The organism is Pseudomonas taiwanensis, assembly GCF_013393345.1.
GTDB classification, from domain to species: Bacteria; Pseudomonadota; Gammaproteobacteria; order Pseudomonadales; family Pseudomonadaceae; genus Metapseudomonas; species Metapseudomonas resinovorans_C.
Map to the genome: position 1 here is coordinate 88,206 of NZ_QJRF01000074.1, position 21,984 is coordinate 110,189.

The 21,984-nt window shown below is 64.1% G+C and carries 19 protein-coding genes; 10 read left to right on the top strand and 9 right to left on the bottom strand.

What is annotated here, in order from left to right; all coding sequences use genetic code 11:
* Positions 1-4: 4 nt before the first annotated feature.
* Complete coding sequence (locus DM872_RS25630; protein ID WP_179062044.1) at positions 5-1,660, bottom strand: electron transfer flavoprotein-ubiquinone oxidoreductase; 1,656 nt, start codon at positions 1,658-1,660, stop codon at positions 5-7.
* A 318-nt stretch (positions 1,661-1,978) separates the two neighbouring features.
* On the opposite strand from DM872_RS25630, the gene DM872_RS25635 reads away from it, so the two are divergent.
* Both DM872_RS25635 and DM872_RS25640 read left to right on the top strand, forming a co-directional pair.
* Complete coding sequence (locus tag DM872_RS25635) at positions 1,979-2,728, top strand: electron transfer flavoprotein subunit beta/FixA family protein (RefSeq protein ID WP_179062045.1); 750 nt, start codon at positions 1,979-1,981, stop codon at positions 2,726-2,728.
* Between the two features lies 1 nt (position 2,729).
* Positions 2,730-3,659 carry an electron transfer flavoprotein subunit alpha/FixB family protein gene (locus tag DM872_RS25640; RefSeq protein WP_179062046.1) on the top strand — a complete coding sequence of 310 codons (930 nt, stop codon included), beginning with the start codon at positions 2,730-2,732 and terminating at the stop codon, positions 3,657-3,659.
* Between the two features lie 185 nt (positions 3,660-3,844).
* Here DM872_RS25640 and DM872_RS25645 read toward each other — a convergent pair whose 3' ends face one another.
* A complete protein-coding gene (locus DM872_RS25645; protein WP_179062047.1) occupies positions 3,845-4,774 on the bottom strand; it encodes an alpha/beta fold hydrolase in 930 nt (309 codons plus the stop codon).
* 115 nt (positions 4,775-4,889) lie between these two features.
* Between DM872_RS25645 and DM872_RS25650 the strand changes: the two genes are divergently transcribed.
* The 8 genes from DM872_RS25650 (at position 4,890) to DM872_RS25685 (ending at position 12,142) form a co-directional block, all read left to right on the top strand.
* On the top strand, positions 4,890-5,705 hold the full coding sequence (locus DM872_RS25650; RefSeq protein WP_179062048.1) for a substrate-binding periplasmic protein: 816 nt from the start codon (positions 4,890-4,892) through the stop codon (positions 5,703-5,705).
* Positions 5,706-5,719: 14 nt separating this feature from the next.
* Positions 5,720-6,076: a DUF4398 domain-containing protein gene (locus tag DM872_RS25655; RefSeq protein WP_077526125.1), complete on the top strand. Its 357-nt coding sequence runs from the start codon at positions 5,720-5,722 to the stop codon at positions 6,074-6,076.
* On the top strand, positions 6,073-6,885 hold the full coding sequence (locus DM872_RS25660; RefSeq protein ID WP_179062049.1) for an OmpA family protein: 813 nt from the start codon (positions 6,073-6,075) through the stop codon (positions 6,883-6,885). Before DM872_RS25655 ends, DM872_RS25660 begins: the two co-directional genes overlap by 4 nt.
* A 153-nt stretch (positions 6,886-7,038) precedes the next feature.
* Positions 7,039-8,472, top strand: coding sequence for an aminotransferase-like domain-containing protein (locus tag DM872_RS25665; protein WP_179062050.1), 1,434 nt, complete (start codon positions 7,039-7,041; stop codon positions 8,470-8,472).
* A gap of 120 nt (positions 8,473-8,592) precedes the next feature.
* Positions 8,593-10,317 (top strand): vWA domain-containing protein, encoded by a 1,725-nt coding sequence (locus tag DM872_RS25670; protein WP_179062051.1) that lies wholly within the window; start codon positions 8,593-8,595, stop codon positions 10,315-10,317.
* 1 nt (position 10,318) lies between these two features.
* The gene (locus DM872_RS25675) at positions 10,319-10,909 is read left to right on the top strand and encodes an RNA polymerase sigma factor (protein WP_179062052.1); all 591 of its coding nucleotides are present in this window, start codon (positions 10,319-10,321) and stop codon (positions 10,907-10,909) included.
* Entirely contained in the window at positions 10,906-11,565 is a 660-nt protein-coding gene (locus tag DM872_RS25680) for a hypothetical protein (protein ID WP_179062053.1), read from the top strand. The genes DM872_RS25675 and DM872_RS25680 overlap by 4 nt, the downstream gene beginning before the upstream one ends.
* Before the next feature lie 76 nt (positions 11,566-11,641).
* Positions 11,642-12,142 (top strand): hypothetical protein, encoded by a 501-nt coding sequence (locus DM872_RS25685; RefSeq protein WP_218649611.1) that lies wholly within the window; start codon positions 11,642-11,644, stop codon positions 12,140-12,142.
* Between the two features lie 111 nt (positions 12,143-12,253).
* On the opposite strand, the gene DM872_RS25690 is transcribed toward DM872_RS25685, so the two are convergent.
* From DM872_RS25690 to DM872_RS25720, 7 genes are all read right to left on the bottom strand, one after another.
* Positions 12,254-14,077, bottom strand: a complete 1,824-nt coding sequence (locus DM872_RS25690; RefSeq protein ID WP_179062054.1) for a long-chain-acyl-CoA synthetase — start codon at positions 14,075-14,077, stop codon at positions 12,254-12,256.
* A gap of 250 nt (positions 14,078-14,327) precedes the next feature.
* Positions 14,328-15,152 carry an SDR family oxidoreductase gene (locus DM872_RS25695; protein WP_179062055.1) on the bottom strand — a complete coding sequence of 275 codons (825 nt, stop codon included), beginning with the start codon at positions 15,150-15,152 and terminating at the stop codon, positions 14,328-14,330.
* An 82-nt stretch (positions 15,153-15,234) separates the two neighbouring features.
* Positions 15,235-17,220 (bottom strand): geranyl-CoA carboxylase subunit apha, encoded by a 1,986-nt coding sequence (gene atuF, locus DM872_RS25700; protein ID WP_179062056.1) that lies wholly within the window; start codon positions 17,218-17,220, stop codon positions 15,235-15,237.
* 127 nt (positions 17,221-17,347) lie between these two features.
* Positions 17,348-18,145: an isohexenylglutaconyl-CoA hydratase gene (gene atuE, locus DM872_RS25705; RefSeq protein WP_179062057.1), complete on the bottom strand. Its 798-nt coding sequence runs from the start codon at positions 18,143-18,145 to the stop codon at positions 17,348-17,350.
* 81 nt (positions 18,146-18,226) lie between these two features.
* A complete protein-coding gene (gene atuD / locus DM872_RS25710; RefSeq protein WP_179062058.1) occupies positions 18,227-19,387 on the bottom strand; it encodes a citronellyl-CoA dehydrogenase in 1,161 nt (386 codons plus the stop codon).
* Between the two features lie 22 nt (positions 19,388-19,409).
* Complete coding sequence (atuC, locus tag DM872_RS25715; protein WP_179062059.1) at positions 19,410-21,026, bottom strand: geranyl-CoA carboxylase subunit beta; 1,617 nt, start codon at positions 21,024-21,026, stop codon at positions 19,410-19,412.
* Between the two features lie 4 nt (positions 21,027-21,030).
* Positions 21,031-21,906 (bottom strand): SDR family oxidoreductase, encoded by an 876-nt coding sequence (locus tag DM872_RS25720; protein ID WP_179062060.1) that lies wholly within the window; start codon positions 21,904-21,906, stop codon positions 21,031-21,033.
* Between the last annotated feature and the right edge of the window lie 78 nt (positions 21,907-21,984).

A 21,984-nucleotide genomic window follows, 5' to 3' on the forward strand; every position in this document is an offset into this window, starting at 1 on the left:
CTGCTTACATGTTGGGGTAGTTCGGGCCGCCGGTACCTTCCGGGGCAACCCAGGTGATGTTCTGGGCCGGGTCCTTGATGTCGCAGGTTTTGCAGTGGACGCAGTTCTGGGCGTTGATCTGGAAGCGCTTGGCGCCGTCCTCCTGAGTCACCACCTCATATACGCCGGCCGGGCAGTAGCGCTGCGCCGGTTCGTCGTACAGCGGCAGGTTCTTGGCGATCGGGATGCTCGCGTCGGCCAGCTTCAGGTGGCAGGGTTGTTCCTCTTCATGGTTGGTGTTGGAGAGGAATACCGAGCTGAGCTTGTCGAAGCTGATCTTGCCGTCCGGCTTCGGATACTCGATGCGCTTGGACTCTGCGGCCGGCTTCAGGCAGGCGTAGTCCGGCTTGTTGTCGCGCAGGGTGACCGGGATCTTGCCGCCGAACCAGTTCTGGTCGATGTAGTTGAAAGCACCGCCCGCCAGCGCGCCGAACTTGTGGATCGCGGCGCCGAAGTTACGGCTGCGGAACAGTTCGTCATATAGCCAGCTGGATTTGAAGCTGTCGACGTAGCCGGTGAGCTCGTCACCACCTTCCTTGCCAGCGGCCAGGGCGGCAGCCACGGCGTCAGCGGCCAGCATGCCGGACTTCATCGCGGTGTGGCTGCCCTTGATCTTGGCGAAGTTCAGGGTGCCCAGGTCGCAACCGATCAGCGCGCCGCCCGGGAAGACCATCTTCGGCAGCGAGTTCAGGCCGCCCTTGCAGATGGCGCGGGCGCCATAGGCCACGCGCTTGCCGCCTTCCAGGTACTGCTTGATCACCGGATGGTGCTTGTAGCGCTGGAACTCGTCGAAGGGCGAGAGGAAGGGGTTGCTGTAGGACAGGTCGATGATCAGGCCCACAACGATCTGGTTGTTTTCCAGATGGTAGAGGAAGGAACCGCCCGGGTTCTCATCATTCAGCGGCCAGCCAGCGGTGTGGACCACCAGGCCCGGCTGGTGCTTGGCCGGGTCGATGTCCCAGATTTCCTTGATGCCGATGCCGTAGTGCTGGGCGTCGGCTTCGGAGTCCAGGTTGTACTTCTTGATCAGCTGCTTGCCGATGTGGCCACGGCAGCCTTCGGCGAACAGGGTGTACTTGGCGCGCAGTTCCATACCGGGGGTGTAGTAACCCTCTTTCGGATGACCTTCGCGGTCCACGCCGAGATCGCCGGTGATGATGCCGCGAACGACGCCGTTCTCGTCGATCAGCGCCTCCTGGGCGGCGAAGCCCGGGTAGATCTCCACGCCCAGGCCTTCGGCCTGTTGGGCCAGCCAACGGCAGAGATTGCCCAGGGAGATGATATAGTTGCCCTCGTTGTGCATGGTCTTGGGCACGAAGAGGCCGGGAACCTTGATCGCGGAATCGGCATCCTTGAGCATATAGATGTCGTCGCGGGCTACCGGGGTGTTCAGCGGGGCGCCCAGGTCTTTCCAGTCAGGGAAGAGTTCGTTCAGGGCTCGCGGTTCGAATACGGCGCCAGAGAGAATGTGGGCGCCGACTTCGGAACCCTTCTCGACCACGCACACGCTGATCTCTTGACCAGCTTCCGCGGCCTTCTGCTTCAGTCGGCACGCGGCGGACAGGCCAGCGGGGCCGGCGCCGACGATGACGACGTCGAATTCCATGTATTCGCGTTCCACAGTCAATCTCCTCAAGGCTCTTCGATATTTTGTGTTGGAGGGCTAGGCTCGATCCCTGACCTGAGCCGGCGCATTATATCCAGCCCCCAAGGCTGGTCCAATACAAACGTTTGTTTGAATTTTGTGAAGCCCTGATAGAATAAGGCTCTGCGGCTTATGGCAGGGCATTCTGCTGTATTGACCCGAATAGGCGATCCGGTCAAGATACGGGCGGTTTTGCGCTCGCTGTCTGGGCTGACGTCGGTTCCGGCCGACCTGCATCACTGGCCAGGCTCGTCTTGGCGACATTCTTATTAACCGGAGAGTAACGAGGAATCCATGAAGGTTCTTGTAGCTGTCAAACGAGTGGTCGACTACAACGTCAAGGTCCGCGTCAAGGCGGACAACTCCGGCGTCGACCTCGCCAACGTGAAGATGTCGATGAACCCCTTCTGCGAAATTGCCGTAGAAGAAGCCGTCCGTCTGAAAGAAAAAGGCGTAGCGAGTGAAATCGTCGTCGTCACCATCGGCCCGAACACTGCTCAAGAGCAGCTGCGTACTGCCCTGGCCCTGGGCGCTGACCGCGCCATCCTGGTCGAGTCCGCCGACGAGCTGAACTCCCTGGCCGTGGCCAAGCTGCTGAAGGCTGTGGTCGAGAAAGAGCAGCCGCAGCTGGTCATCCTCGGCAAGCAAGCCATCGACAGCGACAACAACCAGACCGGCCAGATGCTCGGCGCCCTCACTGGCTACGCCCAGGGCACCTTCGCCTCCAAGGTCGAGCTGGCGGGCGACAAGGTCAACGTCACCCGTGAAATCGACGGCGGTCTGCAGACCGTTTCGCTGAACCTGCCGGCGATCGTCACCACCGACCTGCGCCTGAACGAGCCACGCTACGCGTCGCTGCCGAACATCATGAAGGCCAAGAAGAAGCCGCTGGACGTGGTGACCCCGGATGCCCTGGGCGTTTCCACTGCCTCCACCGTCAAGACCCTGAAAGTTGAAGCACCGGCTGCGCGTCAGGCCGGTATCAAGGTCAAGTCCGTGGCTGAACTGGTCGAGAAACTGAAGAACGAAGCGAAGGTGATCTGAGATGGCAATCCTGGTAATCGCTGAACACAACAACAGCGCGCTGGCAGCCGCCACCCTCAACACCGTGACCGCCGCTCAGAAGATCGGTGGTGATATCCACGTTCTGGTCGCTGGCCAGGGCGTCGGTGCCGCTGCAGAAGCTGCCGCCAAGGTCGCTGGCGTGTCCAAGGTGCTGGTTGCCGACAACGCCGCCTACGCGCACCAACTGCCGGAAAACGTCGCGCCGCTGATCGCTGAGCTGGGCAAGGGCTACAGCCACGTGCTGGCCCCCGCTACCACCAACGGCAAGAACTACCTGCCGCGCGTCGCTGCTCTGCTGGACGTCGACCAGATCTCCGAGATCATCGCTGTTGAAAGCGCCGACACCTTCAAGCGTCCGATCTACGCTGGCAACGCCATCGCCACCGTGCAGTCCTCGGCTGCCGTGAAGGTGATCACCGTGCGTTCCACCGGTTTCGACGCTGCCGCCGCTGAAGGCGGTTCCGCTGCCGTTGAGGCCGTCGGCACTGTTTCCGACGCCGGCAAGTCGGCCTTCGTCGGTGAAGAGCTGGCCAAGTCCGATCGTCCGGAACTGACCGCTGCCAAGATCGTCGTCTCCGGCGGCCGTGGCATGCAGAACGGTGAGAACTTCAAGCACCTGTACGCCCTGGCCGACAAGCTGGGTGCTGCCGTGGGTGCTTCCCGTGCCGCCGTCGACGCCGGTTTCGTGCCGAACGACATGCAGGTCGGCCAGACCGGCAAGATCGTTGCGCCGCAGCTATACATTGCCGTGGGCATCTCCGGTGCCATCCAGCACCTGGCGGGCATGAAGGACTCCAAGGTCATCGTCGCGATCAACAAGGACGAAGAAGCCCCGATCTTCCAGGTGGCGGACTACGGCCTGGTGGCTGACCTGTTCGAAGCCGTACCGGAACTGGAAAAGCTGCTGTAATAGCGCTTCCCGGCCTGCCGTACAAAAAACCCGCTCTTCGGAGCGGGTTTTTTTATGGCTATGTCTGAATTAGCTGTTGCCCGAAGTCGACCGCGGTCCAGGAGGTAGGAGCTAGCTTGCTAGCGAAAAGGCGCCAATCGCTGGCAAGCCAGCTCCCACGGGCAATGCAGCGTTTTTATTGCCCTTCAGCCACGGCTGGCGTCGAGGAAGGCCTGGTAGTGGCGGGCGGTTTCCTCCGGGCGTTCGAGCATCGGGGCGTGGCCACAGTCCCGCATGATCACCACCGTCGGTTTTCTCAGTAGGGGTTTCATCACTTCAATGCTGGAGACATCCAGCACCCGGTCGCGCTCTCCCCAGAGCAGCAGGGTAGGGGCCTCGATTCTCGGCAGCTCCGGCTCTAGCGGGATATACCGCTCGCGAAGCTGGCGGAAGACTTCGTTGTAGTGCGCCTCGTTGGCCATGGATTGCTCGGCGAGGTAGGTCTTCACCGACTCGGGAAGGGGCGGCGGCTCGACGAAGACGAAATCCAGCAAACGCTGGAAGTCATCGGCATTGCGGACGACCAGAGGGTTGGGCTGGCCGCTTTCGATCAGACGAAACATTTCGCTCCTGTTCGGCGCGGTGATTCCGCCGTTGTCGAACAACGCCAGGCTGCGCACCTGTTGGGGGTAGCGAGCTGCGAAGATCCCGGCGATATGGCCGCCCATGGAATTGCCCACCAGGTGCACTTTGCCCAGCTCCAGCGTCTTGATGAAGGACTCCAGACGCTCTGCCTGGGTACCGACGTCGTAGCTGCCGGTCGGACGGTCGCTGTCGCCGAAGCCGGGCAGGTCGAGTGCGATGACGTGGTAGCGCTCGGTGAAGTGGCGAGCGAAGCGCAGCCAGTTGTCCTTGCTGGCGCCGAAGCCGTGGATCATCACGATGGTTTCGCCCATGGCCGGGCCGCCCTCGTAGTAATGGATGCTAAGATCGCCCAGCGCGACCTGGCGCTCCGTCAAGCCGGCGAGTTGGCGCTCCATGAGACGCACGCTGGCGGTGAGGGCCGCAGGCGAGAAATAGAGGGTTGTCGCTGCCGCCACCAAGAGGATGACGACTGCGATGATGAGTTTCTTCATGGCCTGCCCTTATCGCGAATAGTCCTTTCAACCGCCTGTACGCTAGCATGAAGCTCGCTCCAGGCGATGCGGCCCAAGCCAGGGCCAATCGAATGTCCAGCCCAGGAAACCTCAGATGCCAAGATTGCAGCTCTCGTTCTTTCTCCTCGCGCTGTGCCTGTTGCCCGGACTCGGGCAGGCCGCCGGGAAATGCGAGCGTCTGGTGGCTACCGGCAATCCCGAATATCCCCCGTATCTGTGGCGTGATCCCGAGAATCCCAAGCAACTCATAGGCGCCAATGCCGATCTGCTCAAGCAGATTGCCAAGGAACTCGGCGTCAAGGTGGAAATCCTCTACACCGGCCCGTGGTCCCGCGCCCAGGATGAAGTCCGTACGGGCCGGGTCGATCTGATCGCGGGTGCATTCCTCACCCTGCCGCGCCTGGAAACCATGGATTACGTTCATCCAGCCTTCCTGGAAACCCAGAGCGTCGTCTGGGTGAAGCGCGAACGCGCGTTCCCCTACAGCGGCTGGGAAGATCTGCGCAGCCACACTGGCGGCTCCCTGGTGAAGAACAGCTTTGGCGAAGCCTTCGACCGCTTCGCCAAGGAAAACCTCAAGCTGGAAGAGGTTCCCAGTCTGACCCAGGCCTATCAGAAGCTGTTGCTGGAGCGCACCGACTACGTGCTCTACGAGCGCTACCCCGGTCTGGTGCTGGCCGACACCCTGGGTATGGCCGACGATCTGGTCGCGCTGGAACCTCCGATTTCCAGTGAAGGTCTGTACCTGACCCTGTCTCACAACTCGGCCTGCAACGACCCCTGGCTGCGCGGACAGCTCGCGAAAAAAATGACAGAATTGGTCGCCGCCGGAGTGCCGCAAACCCTGCTGCAGCGCAACCTGGAACGCTGGAAGGCATTGCAGATGCAACCCGCCGGTACTCCCGAATGATTAGGAATCCTCTAGTGAGCAAGACACCCCTGTTTGCAGCCGGCCTGGTTGTGCTGGCCCTGGCCGGCTGCGCCAGTGACCCGGCGCCCATCGAGCAGATGCGCCTTACCGAGAAGGCTGTGGAGCAGGCCAAGGCCGTCGGCGCCACTGAACAGATCGAGGAAATGAAGCTTGCCCAGGACAAGCTCGCCCTGGCTGAAAAGAACATGGGGGAGCAGGACTACAAGCGCGCACGCGTCCTGGCCGAAGAAGCCGAACTGGATGCACGCCTGGCTGAAGCCAAGGTGCTGACGAAGAAGAGCCAGGACCAGTTGGCCGAGCTGACCGCGCGGATCAATCGCCTGCGCAAGCAGTTGGGAGACGTGCAGTGAATCGGAATCATGCTTTGACCGCCGGCCTGGTGCTCAGTCTCGGGCTCCTCGGCGGTTGCGCCAACCAGCAGCAGACCGAACAGAGCCTCGAGCAGGCCCGCCAGATGTTCCAGAAGGTCAAGGAGGACCAGAACGTCCTCAGCGCCGCGCCGAAGGATGTGATCCGCGCGGGCGAGTCCCTGGCCCGTGCCGAGCGTCTTTCCAGCTATTGGGGCAACGACAAGGACGTTGTCCACTACGCCTATCTCAGCCAGCGCTACAGCGAGATTGCCAGCCAGCACAGCGAACAGAATCTCAATCAGGCGCGGGCCGCCAAGCTGCAACTGGAGCGCGAGCGCCTGCAACTGGCCCTGCGTGAAGCCAAGCTGCTCAGCGTCCAGCAACAGGGCAAGTGGCTTGAAGAACAGATGATCGCGCTGGCCGCCACCGAAACAGATCGTGGCCTGGTGATGACCCTGGGCGATGTGCTGTTCGACACCGGTCACGCCGACCTCAAGGCCTCGGCCAACCGCACGGTGCTGAAACTGGTGCAGTTCCTCCAGTTGAACCCGCGCCGTGTCGTGCGCATCGAAGGTTACACCGACAGCAGCGGCACCAAGACAGACAACCTCAAGCTCTCCACCGACCGTGCGCAGGCGGTGGCGGACGCCCTGGTCGACCTCGGCATCGATGCCAAACGCATCCAGGTCCAGGGCTATGGCGAAGCCTTCCCTGTGGCGGAGAACGCTTCCAACCGGGGCCGGGCACAGAACCGCAGGGTGGAAATCGTCTTCTCCAACGAAAAGGGCGAGCTCGGCTCGGCGCGCTGAAGCTGCACTGCCACAAGGCCCCGGTTGCCGTTCGGCACCGGGGCTTTTTCATGGCTGGACAAATTCACTGTATCGCACACAATTTCCCGATCTGTACCGGTGCAGTTTTGAAGTGTTCAGATAGTGTTTCGGTCCAGTGATACAGGTGCCGTCATGACCAATCTGTTGCTCTACCAACGCATCGCCCAGCAACTGGCCGATGATATTCGCCGTGGTGTCTACCAACCGGGCGAACGCGTACCGTCGGTGCGCAAGCTCAGCTCCCAGCTCAGCGTGAGTCACGCTACCGTGCTGCAGGCCTACGCCAGCCTGGAGGACCAGGGGCTGATTCGCGCTCGCCCGCAATCCGGCTTCTATGTGCACCAGACCCCGGCCCTGACCGCGTCCACCCCGGATATCGCCCGCGTAGAACGCCCGGGTCTCGTCACCCGTGCAAGCATCATCCAGCAGGTACTGGCCGAGTCCCGTCGTGAAGGTGTCTTCCCGCTGGGGGCGGCGGTACCCCATGTCGATTACCTGCCGGTGCGCACCCTGCACCAGCAGCTTGCCAAGGTCACACGCTTCCATAGCCCGCGCGCCTTCAGCTACATGTTCAGCCCCGGCTTCGAGCCACTGCGTCGCCAAGTGGCGATTCGCATGCGCGATGCCGGCGTGGTGGTGGACCCCAGCGAAGTGGTGATTACCCACGGCTGCGTGGACGCACTGCAGATGAGCTTGCGGGTGCTGACCCGTCCGGGTGACCTGATTGCCACCGAGTCGCCGACCTACTACGGCTTGCTGCAACTGGCCGACCTGCTGGGCCTGAAGGTCATCGAGATTCCCAGCGACCCGACCACAGGCATCAGCCTGGAAGCCTTGCAATTGGCCGCTAACCAATGGCCGATCAAGGCGCTGGTACTGACCGCGCGACTGAGCAACCCCCTCGGCGGCACGATTCCCGAAGAGCGGCAGAAGCAACTGCTGCGCCTGTCCTCGGACTTCGACATCCAGATCATCGAAGACGATATCTATGGCGAACTGATGTTCGACCAGGGACCTTCCAAGGCGATCAAGGCCTACGACCTCGACGATCGGGTGATCTACTGCTCCAGCTTTTCCAAGACCCTGTCGCCCGGTGTGCGCATCGGCTGGATGATCGCCGGCAAGTACCAGGCGGAAATCCAGCGTCTGCAGACCTTCAGTACCCATTCGGCGTGCAGCGTCACCCAGATGGGCGTGGCAGCCTATCTCGAGAATGGCGGCTACGACCGGCACCTGCGCTATATCCGGCAGGAGTACCGGAAGAACCTCACGGCCTTCCAGCTCGCGGTCCAGCAGTACTTCCCAGAAGGCACCCAGATCACCCGGCCCAACGGCGGTTTCATCCTCTGGATCAGCCTGCCGGCCAAGGTGAACACCAAGGACTTGCACATGCGTGCCTTGCAGCAGGGCATCAGCATCGCGCCGGGGTTGATTTTCAGTAACACGGAACAGTTCAACCACTGCGTACGGCTGAACTGTGGCATCCCGTGGAACCGCGAGGCCGAGCGGGCCATGATGACGCTCGGCATGCTGGCGAAGCAGCTCTGCCAGGAAGCGGGATTGTGACCTTTCGCCGAGGGCCGCTCATGGCCCTCGGCGTTTGATTTTTTCCTCTGCGTTAACCCCGCTGGCGCTAGGCATCCGTCTACTGGTGCGAATGGCTCATTCGTTCCCAGGAGGCGTCCCATGTCCAGCCACAGTTTCCTTCAGCACCAACCCCTGGCAGCCGGTTTCACCGCCGGCCTGCTGCTGGCCCTGACCGCCTGCAGTGCGCAGGATGCTTCTGCGCCTGCCAGCGGCAAGGCCGAGGCACCGCCGCCCGCATCGATCCAGGTGGAGCCGGAGCTGCGCGAGGAGACCAAGGCCAGCGCACCGGCAACCCTGGCCAAGCGCGCCGATTACGCTGCCGAGTCACGGCAGATGCCGATGATCGCGCCTGCGCCCATGCAGGATGCCGTGCAGCCGGGCTACCGCGACGTGCCGCGTGAGCAGTACCAGCACCTCGCCGACAACCCCGTGCACGCGGTGGCCAGCGATCCGGTCTCCACCTTCAGCATCGACGTCGACACCGGCAGCTACGCCAACGTGCGGCGCTTTCTCAGCGGCGGCCAACTGCCTCCGGCTGATGCCGTGCGGTTGGAGGAGATGGTCAACTATTTCCCCTACAGCTATCCGCTTCCCGAGGGCGATGTGCCATTCGGCATCGGCATCGAACTGGCGCAAACGCCGTGGAACCCGCAGACGCGTCTGCTGCGTGTGGCGATCAAGGCGTCTGACAGCCGCGTCGAACAGTTGCCGCCGGCCAACCTGGTGTTCCTCGTGGATGTTTCCGGCTCCATGGATCGTCGTGAGGGCCTGCCCATGGTGCAGGGCACGCTCAAGCTGCTGGTGGACCAGTTGCGCCCACAGGATCGCGTGTCCCTGGTGACCTACGCGGGAGAGGCGAGGGTGGTGCTGGCGTCCACGCCCGGTAGCGAGAAGGCGAAGATCCGCGCCGCCATCGATCAGCTCAGCGCCGGCGGGTCCACGGCCGGCGAGTCGGGCATCCAGCTGGCCTATGCCGAAGCGCAGAAGGGCCTGATCCCCAATGGCATCAACCGCATCCTCCTGGCCACCGATGGCGACTTCAACGTCGGCATCAGCGATTTCGAAAGCCTGAAGCAGCTGGCTGCGCAGAAGCGCAAAGGCGGGGTGTCCCTGACCACCCTGGGCTTCGGCATGGACAACTACAACGAACGGCTGATGGAGCAACTGGCCGATGCCGGTGACGGCAATTACGCCTACATCGACAACCTGCGCGAGGCGCGCAAGGTGCTGGTGGATCAGCTCGGTTCCACGCTGTCGGTTGTGGCCAGGGACGTGAAGCTGCAACTGGAATTCAACCCGGCCGAAGTCAGCGAATACCGCCTGCTGGGTTACGAGAATCGTGCACTGAAGCGTGAAGACTTCAGCAATGACAAGGTGGATGCCGGCGAGATCGGTGCCGGACATACCATCACCGCGCTCTATGAGATCGTCCCCGTCGGCGCCAAGGGTTGGCTGGAACCACTGCGCTATCAGCCAGCCGCCAAGACCGAAGGCAATTCCGGCGAGCTGGCCTGGTTGCGCGTGCGCTACAAGGCGCCGGGCGCGGAGCAGAGCCGCCTGCTGGAGCGACCCATCGCTACCGCCAAGGTCGCAAGCCTCACCGAGGCCAGCGAGGACCTGCGCTTTGCCGCTGCGGTAGCTGCCTTCGCCCAGCAGCTCAAGGGCGGGCAATACACCGGCGAGTTCGGCCTGTCCGACAGCGCCAGCCTGGCCCGAGCGGCCCGTGGTGACGACCGCTTCGGCCTGCGAGGCGAGTTCGTGCAACTGGTGGAACTCGCGCAAAGCCTGCAAACTCCCGCACCATCCCAAGCGCGGAAGGAATGACGTGAACGCGACCCTCACGGATGACGATGCCGCCTTGTTGCGGCGTTATCGCAACGGTGATTCCGAGGCTTTCGGCGTGCTCTATACGCGCCATCGCCTTGGCCTTTATCGCTTTCTCTGTGGCCTGTGTGGTGATGGCGCGCTCGCCGAGGAAATCTTCCAGGAAACCTGGCTGAACCTGATCCGTAGCGAGTCGTCGCCCCTTGGCCAGGCCAGCTTCAAGACCTGGCTCTATCAGATCGCCCGTAACCGCCTGATCGATCACTGGCGCAAGCACGGGCGCTTGCAGGGTCGTGAAGAGACCTTCGATGAGGCGCTGCACGGTGACGCACTGCCGGGCAGCAGCCCGGACCCCGAGCGGGAGCTTTCCCTGAGCCGGGACCAGCAACGCCTGCGCGCGGCGCTGGACGAATTGCCGGGTGAGCAGCGCGAAGTGTTCCTGTTGCGCGCCCATGGCGACCTGGAAGTGGCCGAGATCGCCGAACTCACCCGTACACCCGCGGAGACGGTGAAAAGCCGCCTTCGCTATGCGCTGCAGAAGTTGCGTCGGCTGTTGGCCGACCCGGCCGCGGCGGAGGAGGTATCCGCATGAACCAAGACCCGCACAAGCCGGACGACATGGAACGGGAACTGCTCGAACACTACCGCTGCCATTGCCATGACGAACCCTCGGCGTTGCTGGACCAGCGCATCCTCGCCGCTGCTGCGGCACAGGCGGCACAGGACCGGGCTGAAGCTGCGCCTTCCTGGGGAGGGCGGCTGCATGCCTGGCTGTTTGGTGCTGGCGGTCGGCAACGCTGGGCGGTCGCCGTGGCCGGATTCGCCACCCTGGGCATCGGGCTCAGCCTGACCTTGCGGACCCAGCAGGAAGCCGAGCAACGTTTCGATGCCCCGCCCGCCAGCCCCGCCCAGTATTCGGCGCCCGCTCCAGCGGCGGCACCCATGTCCAAGGCCGCACCGGCTACCCTGGCCAGTCCTCCGGTCCAGGCTGAAAAGAAAGCTTCGGTCATGGCCGACAGCAGCGCTGAAGTCCAGCAGGCACCGATGCCATTGGAGGAGGCCGCTCCGAAGGCGGAAATGGCCAGGACGGCTCCGCAAGGCGAGCCGCAAGCCAGCTTGCAACGGGTGTTGGCGCTACAGGCGGAAGGCAAACGCGAAGAGGCGCACAAGCTCCTGGATGAGTTGCAGGCCCGCTATCCGCAGTGGGACATCGCCGCTGAACTGCGCGAGTTGGAGCGTGACCGCTGACGGCGGTCGCGCCGGACTTGCCACAGTGCTGGCGAAAGTGGAGCATGGCGCCATCACTGCCCCCGCTAGAATTTCCATGCGTTCGATTCATCTGCTTTGTGCCGGCCTGGCGCTGACTCTATTGGCGGCGTGCGACAAGGATGCCCCGTCGCAGCCCAAGGCGCCGCCCGCACCGCCCCCCATTTCCTCCAGTCCGGCGCCGGCGCCCTCGGCTGCCGAACCGGCCGCGCCCGTACCAAAGGTGCCCGAGACGGCGCCTGTTCCGCCGCCACCGGTGCCAACGCCCAAACCGGTGCCGTCGCCGCCCGCTCCGGTCAAACCGAAGGAACCGCCGGTTGCTGCCGCAACCACGGCGCCACTGCCCAAGGCCAAGCTCGACCTCACCTTGCCAAAGGATCTGGTCGATCAGTTGCAACCCAGCGAAGCCACTGCCGACCTACCGGACCAGCCCGTGCTACCGCAGATGTTCGCGGAAAAGCCTGCACCGGAAAGCCCGTTCCAGCTCAACGGCAAGTTGATTACCAATGAGCGGGAAGACGTGGAAGGCGCCGAGTTGCAGTTCGAGTTCAAGCGCTGATCGCGTGCTCGTGACTTACGGGTGACGGATGGTAGGAGCGAGCTTGCTCGCGAAGAGGCCGCCCAAGAGATTCGCGAGCAAGCTCGCTCCTACATAGTCAGGAAGTCTGCGTCAGAAACGATAATCCCCGCGCTGGATGGCCTGATACAGGGCCCCATCCAGCGGGCGGAAGGCCGGGTCGCCGGGCAGTCGCGCGAAAAGCGGTTCACTCACTGCTGACGGGTCATAGGCCTGCTGCTTCAGGTCGGTCTTCTTGTACTTGAAGGTTCCCGTGGTCTCCACCTCTCCCAGCAGGCGCACGAACAGCGGCGAGGCGTAGGCCGGCAGCTCGCGGTCCAGATGGTCGGCAAGGGCACGGTGATCCAGGTGCGCGCCACTGGCCAGGCGCAAGGCGGCCATGCCGCAGCGGCCGTTGGTGCCGGGAATCTCCACGCCGTAGACCACGGCATCCTCCACGCCAGGGAAAGCGCCCAGGGTGTTCTCGACCTCGGTGGTGGAAACGTTCTCGCCTTTCCAGCGGAAGGTGTCGCCGAGGCGGTCGACGAACTGCGCATGCTTGCAGCCGATACCGCGCATCAGGTCGCCGGTGTTGAACCAGGCGTCACCCTTCTTGAACACGTCACGGAGGATCACCGCTTCGCTCTTGGCCGGATCGGTATAGCCGTCGAAGGGCCACTTCGGGCTGATCTCGCTGATCAGCAGGCCCGACTCACCCTGCGCCACTTCCTGGAGGAATCCGCGTGGGTCCCGTAGCGGACGGTCGTTCTCCAGGTCGTAACGGACGATGGCGAAGGTGGCGGGGGAGAAGCCCACCGTGTTGTCGAAATTGAAGACGTTGGTGAAGCCGATGTTGCCCTCGCTGGAGGCATAGAACTCCATCACCCGCTCGATGCCGAAGCGCGACTTGAACTCGCCCCAGATCGAGGGGCGCAGGCCGTTGCCGATCATGCAGGTCAGGCTGTTGTTGCGCTCTTCGGGGCAGGGCGGCTGGTTCAGCAGGTAGCGGCACAGCTCGCCGATATAGCCGAAGCAGCTGGCCTGGTAGCGCGCGACATCCTTCCAGAAATTGCTGGCGGAGAACTTGCGGCGCAGCGCGATGGCGGCGCCACCCGCCAGCACCGAGGCCCAGCTCACGGTGACCGCATTGTTGTGGTAGCAGGGCAGGGTCAGATAGAACACGTCGGTCTCGGTGAGGCCAAGGCCCGAATGGCCGAAGCCGCCATAGGCCTTGATCCATTTGCCGTGGCTGAGGATGGAGGCCTTGGGCAGGCCGGTGGTGCCTGAGGTGTAGATGTAGAAACAGGCGTCCTTGAGGCGCACCTGCCCGGTGTCCGCCGGGTTGTCACTGGACTGGCCGAGCGCCAGGCGCATCAGGTTCTGCCAGCCGGCCGGTGCATCGCCGGGCTCGAGCAGGCTATCGGCATCGGCCACCCAGTAGCAGCGGCGGGCGTCCTCCAACTCATCGCGGACTTCGTCGAAAGCGGCACGCAGTTCTTCTCCCACCACAAAATGTTGGGCCTTCACCAGATTGAGGCTGTGGCTCAGCACCTTGCCGCGCTGGGTGGTGTTCACCAGGGCGGCAATCGCCCCGAGCTTCGCCAGTGCGCCGAGCACTGCCAGCACTTCGATGCGGTTCTCCAGCATCACCGCCAGCACGCTGCCATGGGCCACGCCTTCGGCCTTCAGGGCACGGGCCAGACGGTTGCTCCAGGCATTGAGCTGGGCGTAGTCGAGCTGGCGTTGCTCGTCGATCACAGCAGGACGTTCGGGATACAGGCGTGCCGCCCGCTCCAGCGCCCAGCCCAGGGAGAGCGCTTTCTCGCGGTTGCGAATGCCGGTGTAGTACAGGCCCAGCAGCAGGCGCGGCAGACGTGGCAGGTTGGCCGGCAAGCGGGCGATGAAACTCAGCGGGGAAATCAATTCGACCTGGCTCATGGTTCTCGCGTGTTGTCGTTGTTGTACGCAGATATGCCCCTGACTCTAGAGCGGTCGACCGGGTCCCGCCATGACCCTGGCGCGGCGGGGGAAGGGCAGATGGGCAAATGGTGGTGGTGAGGCTGTGGTGGCTCCTTGTGGGGGCGAATTCATTCGCGATGCAGGACACAGTCCTGCCCTTCGGCCTCAAGGGGCTGCTGCGCAGCCCATAGCGAATGAATTCGCCCCCACACCCTGGTTTGGCCAGGTTTCAATCCAGGAACAAATCCGGCACCAGCGAGCCGCCCTGCGGGTCGTAGCGGTACTGCTCGAATTCGGTCTGGCCCTGTTCGCGCAAGATTTCTTCGTCGATCAACAGGCGGCCGGTGATGCTGCGGCCCTGGCTGGCCAGGATGGCGTAGGCGGCGTCGGCCATGATCGCGGGCGTGCGGGCACGCTTGAAGGCGTCGCGGCTACCCAGTTCGAACTCGATGGCGGCGGTGGCGATCATGGTCTGCGGCCAGAGCGAGTTGACGCTGATGCCATAGCGCTTGAACTCCTCGCTCATGCCCAGGGTGAGCATGCTCATGCCGTACTTGGTGACGGTGTAGGGGCCGTGCTGGGCAAACCACTTGGGCGCGAGATTCAGTGGCGGCGACAGGTTGATGATGTGGCCGTTGCCGCTCTGCTTCAGGTAGGGAAGGGCGGCCTGGCTGCAGACCATCACGGCGCGGGTGTTGATCTGGTACATCAGGTCGAAACGTTTGGGTTCCAGGCGTTCGACGCCCACCAGCTTGATGGCGCCAGCATTGTTGACCAGCCCATCGATGCCACCGAAGTGTTCTGCGGCCTTGGCCATGGCCTCGCGCACGGCGTTTTCGTCGCGCACGTCCAGTTGCAGGGCCAGGGCCTTGCCGCCGGCGGCTTCCACTTCTTCGGCCACGCTGAAGATGGTGCCGGGGAGCTTCGGATGGGGCTCGGTGCTTTTGGCCGCGATGACGATGTTGGCGCCATCGGCGGCGGCGCGCAGGGCGATTTCACGGCCGATGCCACGGCTGGCGCCGGTGATGAACAGGGTTTTGCCGGAAAGGGACATCTGGATCTCCTGGTTCTTGTTGTTGTCCGGGGCCGCGCTGCGGCCCTTGGCGAATGAATTCGCCCCTACAGAAAATCGTGCGTTAAGAGGCTTCTTCCACCTCTACCAGCAACTGGCGACTCTTCACCTGGTCGCCTTGGCTGACCTGGACGCGACGGATCACACCGTCCACGCCGGCCTTCAGCGGGTGCTCCATCTTCATGGCTTCCAGTACCACCAGTAGCTGGCCCTTGGTGACGCGGCTGCCTTCGGCGACCAGCACTTCGACTATGGCACCATCCATGGGCGCTTTCACCACGCCGGAGCCGGCACCGGCCTGGCCGCCGGCAGGCTCGTGGGTGACGTCCTGCAGTTCCAGGTTGCCGTTCTGGCCGAACAGCCAGAGCCGTGAACACTGCTGGTGGTAAGCGATGCGACGACGGATTCCGTCCAGTTCCATCACTGCCCAGCGGCCGTCTGCGCTCACCAGGCGAACGGCGACTTCCATGTCATTCACCCTTGCCAGCAGGCGCGGTTGCTGGCCAGCGTCCTGCACGGCCAACTCGACGGCGTGCTTCTGCTCTCCCTGGCGCAGTACCAGGCGCCAGGGCGCGCTGCCTGCGCTGCGCCAGCCGGCAAGACCGCCCTGGTGGGCGGAGTGGGTGGCCGAGGCCTGGTAGAGCAGGGTGGCGGCGACGGCCAGTTCCATCGGCGAAGCCGATTGCGGGCTGAGGCTCGGATCGTCGCCGAAAACGTCCCCAATGAAGGCAGTGGTGGCGTCCCCGGCCGCGAATTGCGGGTGTCGCAGCAAGTTGGCGAGGAAGCGCTGATTACCTTTCACGCCGAGCAGCACGCAATCCTCCACCGCGCGCGCCAGCTTGCGCCGGGCTTCGTCGCGGGTGGCGCCCCAGGCGATGACCTTGGCCAGCATGGGGTCGTAGAAAGGCGTCACGGCCTGGCCTTCCACCAGGCCGTGGTCGATGCGGATGCCTTCCAGCTCAGACGGCTCCCAGCGCAGCACGTCGCCGGTCTGGGGCAGGAACCCGGCGGCCGGGTCCTCGGCATAGAGACGTACTTCCATGGCGTGGCCGTTGAGACGAATTTCTTCCTGCTTCAAGGGCAGCGGTTGGCCCTCGGCGACGCGAATCTGCCAGGCCACCAGGTCTTGGCCGGTGATCAGCTCGGTCACCGGGTGTTCCACTTGCAGGCGGGTGTTCATCTCCAGGAAGTAGAAGTCGCCACGGGCATCCAGCAGGAACTCCACCGTGCCGGCGCCGACGTAGTTCACCGTGCGTGCGGCCTGAACTGCTGCTTCGCCCATGGCCTGGCGCAGCTCGGCGGTCATGACCGGGCAGGGCGCTTCTTCGATGACTTTCTGATGGCGGCGCTGCACCGAGCAATCGCGCTCGCCGAGATAGACCAGGTTGCCGTGCTGGTCACCGAACACCTGGATTTCCACGTGACGCGGCTGCAACACGGCCTTTTCCAGGATCAGTTCGGCGCTACCGAAGGCATTCAGGGCCTCGGAGCGAGCGGTGCGTAGCTGTGCTGCGAGTTCGTCCGGGCTGTTCGCCAGGCGCATGCCACGGCCGCCACCGCCGGCGCTGGCCTTGATCATCAGCGGGTAGCCGATGCGTCCGGCTTCGCGGGCCAGGATGGCGTCGTCCTGCTCAGCACCTTCGTAGCCGGGAATGCAGGGCACACCGGCTTCCAGCATGGCCAGCTTGGAGAGGCGCTTGCTGCCCATCAGGTGGATGGCTTCCACGGTCGGGCCAATGAAGGTGATGCCCGCGGCCTCGCAGGCACGGGCGAAGTCGGCGTTCTCGGACAGGAAGCCGTAGCCGGGGTGGACGGCGTCGGCACCGGTCTTTTGCGCGGCGCCGATAATGGCCTGGATCGACAGGTAGGACTGGCCCACCGGCGCCGGACCAATGCACACCGCTTCGTCAGCGAGACGAACATGGCGCGCGTCGGCATCGGCTTCGCTGTAGACGGCGACAGTGCGATAGCCGAGGGCCTGGGCGGTGCGCATCACCCGGCAGGCGATCTCGCCGCGGTTGGCGATCAGGATCTTGTTGAAGCTGGGCATATTCTCTCGCTCCTCGGATTCTATTCCCCTCTCCCTTTGGGAGAGGGGCCAGGGGTGAGGGAACCACCTGCGCGCGGCGGGATTCCCCTCACCCCAACCCTCTCCCGGAGGGAGAGGGAGTAAAGGCTCACTGCGCCCAATTGGGCTTGCGCTTCTGCACGAACGCCATCGTGCCCTCGGTGCCTTCCGCACCGGTCACGGCGGCGGCGAACTGCTCGGCAGCGCTGTCCAGCAAAGCGGCAAGGGGTTCGTTTTCCGTGGCCAGCAGCAGGGCCTTGGTGCGGGCGTTGGCGCCAGGCGCGCAGCGGCGGACCTGCTCCAGGCTCTCGGCCAGGCGCTGCTCCATGGCTGCGCCGTCGGCTTCGGCGAAATGCACCAACCCCAGGCGCAGGGCTTCACGACCATCGAAGCGTGCGGCGGTCAGGGCCAGGCGGCGTGCCTGGGTAAGGCCGATACGCTTGACCACGAAAGGCGCGATTTGCGCCGGCAAGATGCCGAGGCTGGTTTCCGGCAGGCCAAACTGGGCGTCGGCAAGGGCGATGGCGATGTCCGAGACGCAGGCCAGGCCGAAACCGCCGCCCAGCACAGCGCCTTCCAGCACCACGACCAGTGCCTGCGGCTGCTCCTGGGCTTCCTCCAGCAGGCTGCCGAAGGCCCGGTTCAGGCTTCGGTAGGCATCGCTGCCGGTGGCACGGGCGCTGGCCATGTCCTTGATATCGCCGCCGGCGCAGAAGTGGCCACCGGCACCGCGCAGCACCACTGCGCGCACGTTGGCGTCGCCATGCACGGCAGCCAGGACCGCACGCAGTTCCTCGACCATCGCCAGGCTCATGGCGTTGCGGCTGTCCGGCCGGTTCAGGGTGATGTGCAGTACGCCGCCGGCCTGTTCCAGCAGCAGGGTTTCGCAGTTCGGCAATTCATTCATGCCGGCATCCTCGTCAGGGTGTCGCAGGAGCCAGCTTGCTGGCGACGCTTTCGCCAGCAAGCTGGCTCCTGCGGATTGGGATCAGCCTTTCTTTTTCCCGGGCAGGATGCCCATCAGCTTGCAGATGATGCCCAGCATGATTTCGTCCGCGCCGCCGCCGATGGAGACCAGGCGGGTGTCGCGGTAGGCGCGGGAAACATGGTTGTCCCACATGAAGCCCATGCCGCCCCAGTACTGCAGGCAGGCATCGGTGACTTCGCGGCCGAGGCGGCCGGCCTTGAGTTTGGCCATTGAGGCGAGGCGGGTGACGTCCTTGCCGGTGACGTACAGCTCCACGGCCTGGTAGACGAGCGCGCGCAGGGCTTCGATCTCGGTCATCAACTCGGCCAGGCGGAAATGGATCACCTGGTTGTCGATCAGCGCGTTGCCGAAGGTCTTGCGCTCCTTGCAGTAGTCGATGGTGACGTCCACGCAGTGCTCCAGGCCCTTGATCATGTTGGCGGCGCCGAACAGGCGCTCTTCCTGGAACTGCAGCATCTGCATCATGAAGCCGGCGCCTTCGTGGCCGATGCGGTAACGCTGCGGCACGCGAACGTTGTCGAAGAACACCTGGGCGGTTTCCGAGCTGCGCATGCCGAGCTTGTCGAGGTGGGCGCTGAGGGTGATGCCGGGGGTGTTCATCGGCACCATGATCAGCGACTTGTTGATGTGCGGCTTGTCGTCCGAGGTGTTGGCCAGCAGGCAGATGAAGTCGGCGCTGGGGGAGTTGGTGATCCACATCTTGCTGCCGTTGATCACGTAGTCGCTGCCGTCCTTGCGGGCGGTGGTCTTCATCCCGGCGACGTCGGAGCCGGCGCCCACTTCCGAGACGCCGATGCAGCCGACCATCTCGCCGGCGATGGCTGGGCGGAGGAACTCCTCACGCAGCTCATCGGAACCGAAGCGGGCCAGGGCCGGGGTGCACATGTCGGTCTGCACGCCGATCGACATGGGAATGCCGCCGCAATGAATGGTGCCGAACTCTTCGGCAGCGACGATGGAGTAGCTGTAGTCCAGGCCCATACCGCCGAATTTCTCCGGCTTGGAAATGCCGAGGAGGCCCAGCTCGCCCGCCTTCTTGAAGATGTCGTGGATCGGGAAGCGGCCTTCCTTTTCCCACTGGTCGACATGGGGGTTGATCTCCCTGTCGACGAAATTGCGCACCGTGCGGCGAAGTTCTTCGTGTTCCTGGGTGAAGATCATTGTTGTTCTCCTTATCGAATCATCAGAACCGGGCCACGCCGAAGCTGTTGGCCTTGAGCGGGCGGACTTCGGCCTCTGCGCAGATATCCAGCAGATAACCCAGCAGTCGACGGCTGTCACGAGGGTCGATCAGGCCGTCATCCCAGAGGTTGGCGGTGCCGTAGAGTGCGGTGGATTGGCTGTCGAGTTTCTGAGCGGTCACCTGTTCGAGCATGTCGAGCATCTTCGGGTCGGCCTCCTTGCCCTCCTTGGCGTGTTTTTCCTCGGTGACGATGCGCAGCACCTTGCCGGCCTGGGCACCGCCCATCACGGCCGTGCGGCTGTTGGGCCAGGCAAAGATGAAGCGCGGGTCGAGGCCGCGGCCGCACATGGCGTAGTTGCCGGCACCGTAGGAACCGCCCACCACCAGGGTGAGTTTCGGTACACGGGCGTTGGCCACGGCCTGAATCATCTTCGAGCCGTGCTTGATCACGCCCAGTTGCTCGGACTCGGTGCCGACCATGAAGCCGGTGGTGTTGTGCAGGAACAGCAGCGGCACGTTGGCCTGCTCGCAGAGCTGGATGAACTGCGCCGCCTTGGCCGCGCCGCGGGGCGTGATGGGGCCGTTGTTGCCGATCAGTCCGCAGGGACGACCTTCGATGCGCAGGTGGCCGCAGACGGTCTGGCTGTCGAATTCGTTCTTGAAGGCGAGGAATTCCGAGCCGTCGGCGATGCGGGCGACAATCTCGCGCACGTCGTAGGGCTTCTTCGGATCGGCCGGGACCACGCCCAGCAGTTCTTCGGCGCTATACAGCGGCTCGCGCCATTCGGCGTGGGCTCGGACCGGCAATTGGGCGTTCCAGGGCAGCATGGCGAGGATGTCACGGGCCAGGCGCAGGGCGTCGGCGTCGTTCTCGGCCAGGTACTCGGCGGTACCGGCGACCTGGGCGTGCATTTCGGCGCCGCCCAGTTCTTCGTCGCTCGCCACTTCACCGGTGGCGGCCTTCAGCAGGGGCGGGCCGGCGAGGAACATCTTGGCCTTGCCGCGAACCACGATCACGTAGTCCGACAGGCCCGGTTGATAAGCGCCGCCGGCGGTGCTGGAGCCGTGCACAACGGTCAGCTGGGGGATGCCCATCGCGGAAATCCGCGCCTGGTTGGCGAAGCCGCGTGCCCCTTCGACGAAGATTTCCGCAGCATAATTGAGGTTGGCGCCACCGCTTTCGGTAAGGGCCACCAGCGGCAGTTTGTTCTCCACGGCGATCTGCTGCAGGCGCAGGGTCTTCTTCAGGCCGGTGGGGGAGATGGTGCCGCCCTTGATGGCACTGTTGCTGGCGCTGATCAGGCAACGAATCCCGGCGATGTAGCCGATGCCAGCGATGATGCCGCCGCCGGCCTGGGTGCCGTCCTTGTCGTCATGCAGTTTGTAGCCGGCCAGGGAACAGAGTTCGAGGAAGGGGCTGCCCGGGTCCAGCAGCAGGTTCAGGCGTTCGCGGGGCAACAGCTGGCCGCGTTTCTCGAACTTCGCTTTCGACTCGGCTGCCTTGTCCAGCACCTTCTGCTCGACGTCACGGAAGCTGGAGATAGCCGCGAGCATGGCGTCGCGGTTTCGGGCGAAGTCTTCGCCCTGGGAATCGAGTTCGGATTGGATGACCGTCATCGTGTCACTCCTGGTCCTTCAGCACATCGGGCAGGTAGGCGCGGTGGAAGCCGTTGTAGCCCTTGCTCTGGCCCGGCTTGGCCTTGGCCAGGGGGAAAGCGCGGCTGCCTTGGCTGGCAGCACCGTCGATACGAATGGTGTTGCCGCTGATGAAGGCGGCGCCGGGGGAGAGCAGGAAGACGATGGCGGCGGCCACTTCCGACTCGCTGCCGATGCGCTTGAGTGGCACGTGCTCGCGCAGGGTCGGGATGATGGCCTTGAAAGCGCCTTCATAGGTGTCCATGCCGCTGGAGGCGATCCAGCCAGGCGCCACGGCGTTGACCCGAACCCCTGCATGACCCCACTCGACGGCAGCGGTCTTGGTGAAGTTCTCCATGCCGGCGCGGGCGGCACCGGAGTGGCCCATGCCGGGCATGCCGCCCCACATGTCAGCGAGCATGTTGACGATGCTGCCGCCGGTCTTGCTCATCGCCTGGTTGAACACCTCGCGAGCCACAAGGAAGCCGCCCACCAGGTTGGTGCGCACCACGGTCTCGAAGCCTTTCTGGTTGATCGAGGCGAGTGGGGCGGGGTACTGGCCGCCGGCGTTGTTGACCAGGTGGTGGATGGAGCCGTGCTCGGCCAGCACGGTCGCGACCATGGCCTTCACTGCGTCTTCTTCACGGATGTCGCAGGCCTGCCAGCTGGCGACACCGCCGTCTTCGATGATTTCACCTGCGGTCTTTTCCAGCTTTTCCGGCTTGCGGCCGACCAGCACCACGTGCGCGCCCAAGGCTGCCAGTTCATGGGCGGTGCAACGGCCGATGCCGCTGCCGCCACCGGTGACCATGATGGTCTGGCCGCTGAACAGGCCGGGCTTGAATACCGAGTCGTAGCTCATTCTTGTTGTCCTTCCGTCTGTCGCGTCGGGGATGCGTTATCCGCGCCTTGCTCTTCGTAGGAGCGGGCTTGCCCGCGA